Below are 8,295 nucleotides of genomic sequence, written 5' to 3' on the forward strand. Positions count from 1 at the left end.
ATGATCAAACCGTTCGTAAATCTCAAAAAGAAATTGTAGGAAATCCCGTTTCGAAAGATGCAGCTAGCCAAACTCGTACTCACATGGTCTTGGTAGGAACGGATCCTATATATGGAACTATGTATAATCATAGTACAGGAAAAGCAACTGTCAACGTTCCAGGTCAAAATGTAGCCCTCAAGTCTGGTACAGCCCAAATCGCTGACGAGAAAAATGGAGGCTACTTGGTTGGTTCTACCAACTACATTTTCTCGGTTGTGGCTATGAACCCTGCTGAAAATCCTGATTTTATCTTGTATGTAACGGTTCAACAGCCTGAACATTATTCAGGTATCCAGTTGGGAGAATTTGCCAACCCAATTCTTGAAAGAGCTTCAGCTATGAAAGAATCTCTCAATCTTCAATCTCCTGCTAAGAATTTAGATCAAGTGACGACAGAGTCTTCTTATGCAATGCCTAGCATCAAGGATATTTCACCTGGTGATTTGGCGGAAGCCTTACGACGAAATATTGTGCAACCAATCGTTGTAGGTACTGGAACAAAGATTAAAGAGACTTCTGTAGAAGAAGGGACCAATCTTGCACCAAACCAACAAGTTCTCCTTTTATCGGATAAGGTAGAAGAAATTCCAGACATGTATGGCTGGAAAAAAGAGACTGCTGAGACCTTTGCTAAATGGTTGGATATTGAGCTGGAATTTGAAGGTTCAGGTTCTGTTGTTCAGAAGCAAGATGTTCGGACTAATACAGCTATCAAAAACATTAAAAAAATTAAATTAACTTTAGGAGACTAATATGTTTATTTCTATCAGTGCTGGAATTGTGACATTTTTACTAACTTTAGTAGGAATTCCGGCCTTTATCCAATTTTATAGAAAGGCGCAAATTACAGGCCAGCAGATGCATGAGGATGTCAAACAGCACCAGGCAAAAGCTGGGACTCCTACAATGGGAGGTTTGGTTTTCTTAATTGCTTCTGTTTTAGTTGCTTTCTTTATTGCCCTATTTAGTAACCAACTCAGCAATAATGTCGGTATGATTTTATTTATCTTGGTTCTTTATGGTTTAATCGGATTTTTAGATGACTTCCTCAAGGTCTTCCGTAAAATCAATGAGGGTCTTAATCCCAAGCAGAAATTGGCTCTTCAGCTTCTAGGTGGCGTCATTTTCTACCTTTTCTATGAGCGCGGTGGCGATATGCTTTCTGTCTTTGGCTACCAAGTGCATCTAGGGATTTTCTATATTGTCTTCGCTCTTTTCTGGCTAGTCGGTTTTTCAAACGCAGTCAACTTGACAGACGGTATTGACGGTCTGGCTAGTATTTCCGTTGTGATTAGTTTGTCTGCCTATGGAGTTATTGCCTATGTGCAAGGTCAGATGGATATTCTTCTAGTAATTCTTGCCGTGATTGGTGGTTTACTCGGTTTCTTCGTCTTTAACCACAAGCCTGCCAAGGTCTTTATGGGGGATGTGGGAAGTTTGGCCCTAGGTGGAATGTTAGCGGCTATCTCTATGGCCCTCCACCAAGAATGGACTCTCTTGATTATCGGAATTGTTTATGTTTTTGAAACAACTTCGGTTATGATGCAAGTTGGATACTTTAAACTGACTGGTGGCAAACGTATTTTCCGTATGACGCCTGTGCATCACCATTTTGAGCTTGGAGGATTGTCTGGTAAAGGAAGTCCTTGGAGCGAGTGGAAGGTTGACTTCTTCTTTTGGGGAGTGGGACTCCTAGCAAGTCTCTTGACCCTAGCAATTTTATATTTGATGTAAGAATGGCACCCTGATGTTTCAGGGTGTTTTTGCGTTTAAATAGTCAATTAAAGTCAGAAGGTAAACTAGAAAACTCGACGAAGTCAGCTCAAAACACTGTTTTGAGGTTGTTGATAAGACTGACGAAGTCAATTACATATACCTGTGATACCTACGGAAAGGGGAAACTGACGTGGTTTGAAGCGATTTTCGAAGAGTATAAAAAATATTGGTCAATTAAAGTCAAATCTCTTGACCTTTTCTGACTAATGTAGTATATTATGAACGTAAGGTAAATGAAAGCCTTACTAGAACGCTTATTTAAAGTGAAATAGAAAGAGGTGGGTCTATGTTTAATCTAGAAATCTTCAGAAGTAAAGATAGTCTACTCCTGCTTGAAAAAGAAAAACCAGAAATAGTACGTAGAGTAGCGATTTAGCTAGTCTAAATTTTTTAAAACAAAGGTCAAAGATAGTCAATATCAGTAATAATAAATAACAAAAAGAGGTAAAGAATATGAACAACAATTTTAATAATTTTAACAACATGGATGATTTATTTAACCAATTGATGGGTGGTATGCGAGGATACAGTTCTGAAAATCGTCGTTACTTGATTAATGGACGTGAAGTGACACCTGAGGAATTTGCTCACTATCGTGCAACTGGTCAATTGCCAGGAAATGCAGAAGTTGATGGACAAATGCCACAACAGGCTTCAGGTATGAAACAAGACGGTGTCCTTGCTAAACTAGGTCGAAACTTGACAGCAGAAGCTCGTGAGGGTAAGTTGGATCCTGTTATCGGACGAAACAAGGAAATTCAAGAAACATCTGAAATTCTTTCACGCCGTACCAAGAACAATCCTGTTCTAGTCGGAGATGCAGGTGTTGGTAAGACAGCAGTTGTCGAAGGTTTGGCACAAGCCATTGTGAACGGTGATGTTCCAGCTGCTATTAAGAACAAGGAAATTATTTCTATAGATATCTCTGGTCTTGAGGCTGGGACTCAATACCGCGGTAGTTTTGAAGAAAACGTTCAAAACTTAGTCAATGAGGTCAAAGAAGCGGGAAATATTATCCTCTTCTTTGATGAAATTCACCAAATCCTCGGTGCTGGATCTACTGGAGGTGACAGTGGTTCTAAAGGGCTTGCAGACATTCTCAAGCCAGCCCTCTCTCGTGGAGAATTGACAGTGATTGGGGCAACGACTCAAGACGAATACCGTAACACCATCTTGAAGAATGCAGCTCTTGCTCGTCGTTTCAACGAAGTTAAGGTCAATGCTCCTTCAGCAGAGGACACCTTTAAAATCCTTCAAGGAATTCGTGATCTCTATCAACAACACCACAATGTCATCTTACCAGATGAAGTCTTGAAAGCAGCAGTGGATTATTCTGTACAATACATTCCTCAACGTAGCTTGCCAGATAAGGCTATTGACCTTGTCGATGTAACGGCAGCCCATTTGGCAGCTCAGCATCCTGTAACAGATGTGCATGCTGTTGAACGTGAAATTGAAGTAGAAAAAGACAAGCAAGAAAAAGCAGTTGAGGCGGAAGATTTTGAAGCAGCTCTAAACTATAAAACACGTATTGCAGAATTGGAAAAGAAAATCGAAAACCACACAGAAGATATGAAAGTGACTGCAAGTGTCAACGATGTGGCTGAATCTGTAGAACGAATGACGGGAATTCCAGTATCTCAAATGGGAGCGTCAGACATTGAACGTTTGAAAGATATGGCTCATCGCTTGCAAGATAAGGTAATCGGACAAGATAAGGCGGTAGAAGCGGTAGCTCGTGCTATCCGTCGTAACCGTGCTGGTTTTGATGAAGGCAATCGCCCAATCGGCAGCTTCCTTTTTGTAGGACCAACTGGGGTTGGTAAGACAGAACTTGCTAAGCAATTGGCGCTTGATATGTTTGGAACTAAGGATGCAATCATCCGTTTGGATATGTCTGAATACAGTGACCGCACAGCAGTTTCTAAGCTAATTGGTACAACAGCAGGATATGTGGGTTATGATGACAATAGCAATACCTTAACAGAACGTGTTCGTCGCAATCCATACTCTATCATTCTCTTGGACGAAATTGAAAAGGCTGACCCTCAAGTGATCACTCTTCTCCTCCAAGTCTTGGATGATGGTCGTTTGACAGATGGTCAAGGAAATACAGTGAACTTCAAGAACACTGTCATTATTGCGACATCAAATGCTGGATTTGGCTATGAAGCTAACTTGACAGAAGATGCAGATAAACCAGAATTGATGGATCGTTTGAAACCATTCTTCCGTCCAGAATTCCTTAACCGCTTTAACGCAGTTATTGAGTTCTCACACTTGACTAAGGAAGACCTTTCTAAGATTGTAGACTTGATGTTGGCTGAAGTCAACCAAACCTTGGCTAAGAAAGATATTGATTTGGTAGTCAGTCAAGCGGCTAAAGACTATATCACAGAAGAAGGTTATGACGAAGTCATGGGTGTTCGTCCGCTCCGTCGCGTGGTTGAACAAGAAATTCGTGATAAGGTGACAGACTTCCATTTGGATCACCTAGATGCCAAACACCTAGAAGCAGATATGGAAGATGGTGGTTTGGTTATTCGTGAGAAAGCTTAACTAGAGATTTTGAGAATAAAAAAGAAGGAGCCAGCTGAAAAACTGGTTCCTTTTTTGTGTTTAGATGACATGACGCTCAAAGGCATCATCTGAGATTCCTTGTTCCAAGATGAGTTTCGCCCATTCTTTAGCAGAGAAGAGGCTGTGGTCTTTGTAGTTTCCGCAAGATTCGATGGTTGTCCCTGGAACATCTTCCCAAGTAGTAGTTTCAGCGATTTCCTTGAGCGAATCCTTGATGACAGCCGCAATTTCAGCGCTGGTATGACGCCCCCACATAATCATGTGGAAACCTGTGCGACAGCCAAATGGTGAACAGTCAATCATACCGTCAATGCGGGTACGGATGAGTTTGGCCAAGAGGTGCTCGATAGTGTGCAGGCCAGCGGTAGGGATAGAGTCTTCATTGGGTTGCACCAAGCGAATATCATAATTGGAGATGATGTCTCCCTTTGGCCCTGTTTCTTCTCCAATCAAGCGAACATAGGGTGCTTTGACAATGGTGTGGTCAAGTTCAAAACTTTCGACAATAACTTCTTTTGACATGGTAAATCCTTTCAGTTTTCTTCTTTCATTATAACATAAAGCTGGCTCCTGAGACAGAGAGAAAACCTCCCCGAGAGTGGAGAGGCTGCAATCTTTATTTACGATACAAGCGGTCGTATTGGTAGTAAGGGTCAAAGGTTACATTGATACCCAATTTGCGAAGGACATTCTTGTCTTCATCTGTCAAGATGATGGTTGAGTGAGCTTCGCTTCCTTTGAGGTTGCCAAGCTCTTCCATAGCGCGAGCAGCATCAGGATTTTCTGTGGCTGTGATAGCAAGAGCAATCAGGATTTCATTTGAATGCAGGCGTGGATTACGGCTACCTAGATGATCGATTTTGAGACCTTGGATTGGCTTGACAAGTTCAGGCTCGATTAGTTTTACTTCCTTAGCGATGTTAGCTGATTTCTTGATGGCGTTGATCAAGGCAGCGGCTGTAGGGCCAAAGAGCTCTGAGTTCTTACCAGTCACGATTTCACCACTTGGCAATTCAAGGGCTAGGGCTGGTCCGCCAGTTTCTTCTGCTTTTTGACGGGCGACGACAGCAACCTTACGGTCTGCAGGTGTGATGCCGAGGTCGTTCATAAGCAACTCAATTTTCTTGACAGCAGCTTCGCCAACTTTTTCAGCTTTAAAATCAAGAACAGTTTGATAGTAGCGACGGATGATTTCTTGTTTAGAAGCTTCGACAGCAGCCCCGTCATCTGTAATAGCGAAACCAACCATGTTGACCCCCATGTCTGTCGGTGAAGCGTATGGAGATTCACCGAGGATACGTTCCAACATGCGCTTGAGCACTGGGAAAATTTCGATATCACGGTTGTAGTTGACAGTGGTTTCTCCATAGGTTTGGAGATGGAAGGGGTCAATCATGTTGACATCGTCAAGGTCAGCTGTGGCAGCCTCGTAGGCCAAGTTAATAGGGTGATGAAGGGGAAGATTCCAAACTGGGAAGGTTTCAAATTTAGCGTAACCAGACTTGATACCATTGATTTGGTCGTGGTACATGTTTGACATACAAGTTGCCAATTTTCCAGAACCAGGACCAGGAGCAGTTACGACAATCAAGTTGCGACGGGTTTTGATGTAGTCGTTTTTTCCCATGCCTTCTGGAGAGATGATGTGGTCCATATCAGTCGGGTATCCTTTGATCGGATAATGAAGATAGGAATCAATCCCGTTTTTATCTAACTGGTTGCGGAAGGCATCTGCAGCGGGTTGGCCAGCGTATTGTGTGATGACAACCGAACCAACAAAAATTCCCAGTTCATTGAATTTGTCAATCAAACGAAGAACTTCTTGGTCATAAGAAATGCCTAGGTCGCCACGTGCTTTGGAATGTTCGATGTTGCTAGCATTAATGGCAATCACAACCTCAACCTGCTCTTTCAATTCTTGCAAGAGCTTGATTTTATTGTCAGGCTCATAACCAGGAAGTACACGAGCAGCGTGGAAATCTTCTAACATTTTGCCACCAAACTCCAAATAGAGCTTGCCATCAAATTGGTTAATGCGCTCCAAAATGTGGTCGCGCTGTAGATTCAGATATTGTTCAGAACTAAAAGCTTGTTTTTTCATTTTTTTACCTCTGACCTCTATTATAATAAAAAATTGGAAGTTAGGAAACTACGGAGCTAAAAAAGAAATCAAAAAGATTAGGCAAACGCTTGCACAAATTTCCGAAAAGCGCTATCATAGATTATAGATTATTAAAATATTGAGGTAAACAGATGCAAGAAAAATGGTGGCACAATGCCGTAGTTTATCAAGTCTATCCTAAGAGCTTTATGGATAGTAACGGAGATGGAATTGGCGATTTGCCAGGAATTACCAGTAAGTTAGACTATCTAGCCAAGTTAGGAATTACAGCGATTTGGCTTTCTCCCGTTTATGACAGTCCTATGGATGATAATGGCTATGATATTTCTGATTATCAAGCGATTGCAGCTATTTTCGGAACCATGGAGGACATGGACCAACTGATTGCGGAAGCTAAGAAGCGTGATATCCGTATCATCATGGACTTGGTGGTCAATCATACCTCAGATGAACATGCTTGGTTTGTCGAAGCCTGTGAAAATCCTGATAGCCCTGAGCGAGATTACTATATCTGGCGTGATGAACCCAATGACCTAGATTCTATCTTTAGCGGATCTGCTTGGGAATACGATGAAAAGTCAGGTCAATACTATCTCCACTTTTTCAGCAAGAAACAGCCTGATCTCAACTGGGAAAATGAAAAACTTCGCCAGAAAATTTATGAAATGATGAACTTCTGGATTGATAAAGGGATTGGCGGCTTCCGCATGGATGTCATTGACATGATTGGCAAAATTCCTGATGAGAAGGTAGTCAATAATGGACCTATGCTCCATCCCTATCTCAAGGAGATGAATCAGGCGACCTTTGGAGATCAGGATCTCTTGACAGTAGGAGAGACTTGGGGAGCAACGCCAGAAATTGCTAAGCTCTACTCGGATCCAAAGGGGCAAGAGTTGTCTATGGTCTTCCAGTTTGAACATATCGGTCTTCAGTATCAGGAAGGTCAGCCTAAATGGCACTATCAAAAAGAGCTGAATATCGCTAAGTTAAAAGAAATCTTCAACAAATGGCAGACAGAGTTAGGAGTTGAGGACGGTTGGAATTCGCTCTTCTGGAACAATCATGACCTCCCTCGTATCGTCTCAATCTGGGGAAATGACCAAGAATACCGCGAAAAATCTGCCAAAGCCTTTGCCATCTTACTTCATCTCATGAGAGGAACTCCTTATATCTACCAAGGTGAGGAGATTGGGATGACCAACTATCCGTTTGAAACACTGGACCAAGTAGAAGATATTGAATCCCTCAACTATGCGCGTGAAGCTCTTGAAAAAGGTGTTCCGATGGAAGAAATCATGGACAGTATCCGTGTCATTGGACGTGACAATGCCCGTACCCCTATGCAATGGGACGAGAGCAAAAACGCTGGTTTCTCAACAGGTCAACCTTGGTTAGCAGTGAATCCAAACTATCAAGCAATCAACGTTCAAGAAGCGCTAGCAAATCCAGATTCTATTTTCTATACTTATCAAAAACTGGTTCAAATCCGTAAGGAGAACAGCTGGCTGATTCGAGCTGACTTTGAATTGCTTGATACGACTGATAAGGTTTTTGCCTATATCCGTAAAGATGGGGACCGTCGTTTCCTAGTTGTGGCTAACTTGTCCAATGAAGAACAAGACTTAACAGTAGAAGGAGACGTCAAGTCGGTCTTGATTGAAAATACCGCAGCTCAAGAAGTCTTTGAAAAACAAATCTTAGCTCCATGGGATGCTTTCTGTGTGGAAATGACTGACTAAAAAGTTAGAGAACCTTGAGCCTTAAAGCTTGAG

At 42.0% G+C, this 8,295-nt stretch carries 6 protein-coding genes; 4 read left to right on the forward strand and 2 right to left on the reverse strand.

Annotation, left to right across the window (positions count from 1 at the left end; all coding sequences use genetic code 11):
- From ACLNCN_RS01785 to ACLNCN_RS01795, 3 genes are all read left to right on the forward strand, one after another.
- The coding region (locus ACLNCN_RS01785) for a penicillin-binding transpeptidase domain-containing protein (RefSeq protein WP_424844507.1) at nt 1-794 on the forward strand (794 nt) is incomplete at its 5' end.
- Between the two features lies 1 nt (nt 795).
- Nucleotides 796-1,776, forward strand: a complete 981-nt coding sequence (gene mraY, locus ACLNCN_RS01790; RefSeq protein ID WP_424844508.1) for a phospho-N-acetylmuramoyl-pentapeptide-transferase — start codon at nt 796-798, stop codon at nt 1,774-1,776.
- A 495-nt stretch (nt 1,777-2,271) separates the two neighbouring features.
- Nucleotides 2,272-4,377 (forward strand): ATP-dependent Clp protease ATP-binding subunit, encoded by a 2,106-nt coding sequence (locus tag ACLNCN_RS01795; protein ID WP_424844509.1) that lies wholly within the window; start codon nt 2,272-2,274, stop codon nt 4,375-4,377.
- Between the two features lie 60 nt (nt 4,378-4,437).
- Here the strand turns inward: ACLNCN_RS01795 and ACLNCN_RS01800 are convergent, their stop codons facing one another.
- Both ACLNCN_RS01800 and ACLNCN_RS01805 read right to left on the reverse strand, forming a co-directional pair.
- Nucleotides 4,438-4,920, reverse strand: coding sequence for an S-ribosylhomocysteine lyase (locus ACLNCN_RS01800; RefSeq protein ID WP_000032547.1), 483 nt, complete (start codon nt 4,918-4,920; stop codon nt 4,438-4,440).
- Between the two features lie 94 nt (nt 4,921-5,014).
- Entirely contained in the window at nt 5,015-6,499 is a 1,485-nt protein-coding gene (locus ACLNCN_RS01805) for a DUF1846 domain-containing protein (protein ID WP_424844510.1), read from the reverse strand.
- Nucleotides 6,500-6,651: 152 nt separating this feature from the next.
- Between ACLNCN_RS01805 and ACLNCN_RS01810 the strand changes: the two genes are divergently transcribed.
- The gene (locus ACLNCN_RS01810; protein ID WP_424844511.1) at nt 6,652-8,262 is read left to right on the forward strand and encodes a glycoside hydrolase family 13 protein; all 1,611 of its coding nucleotides are present in this window, start codon (nt 6,652-6,654) and stop codon (nt 8,260-8,262) included.
- Nucleotides 8,263-8,295 lie beyond the last annotated feature (33 nt).

The sequence above is a fragment of the Streptococcus sp. CL8.13 genome, assembly GCF_049737895.1.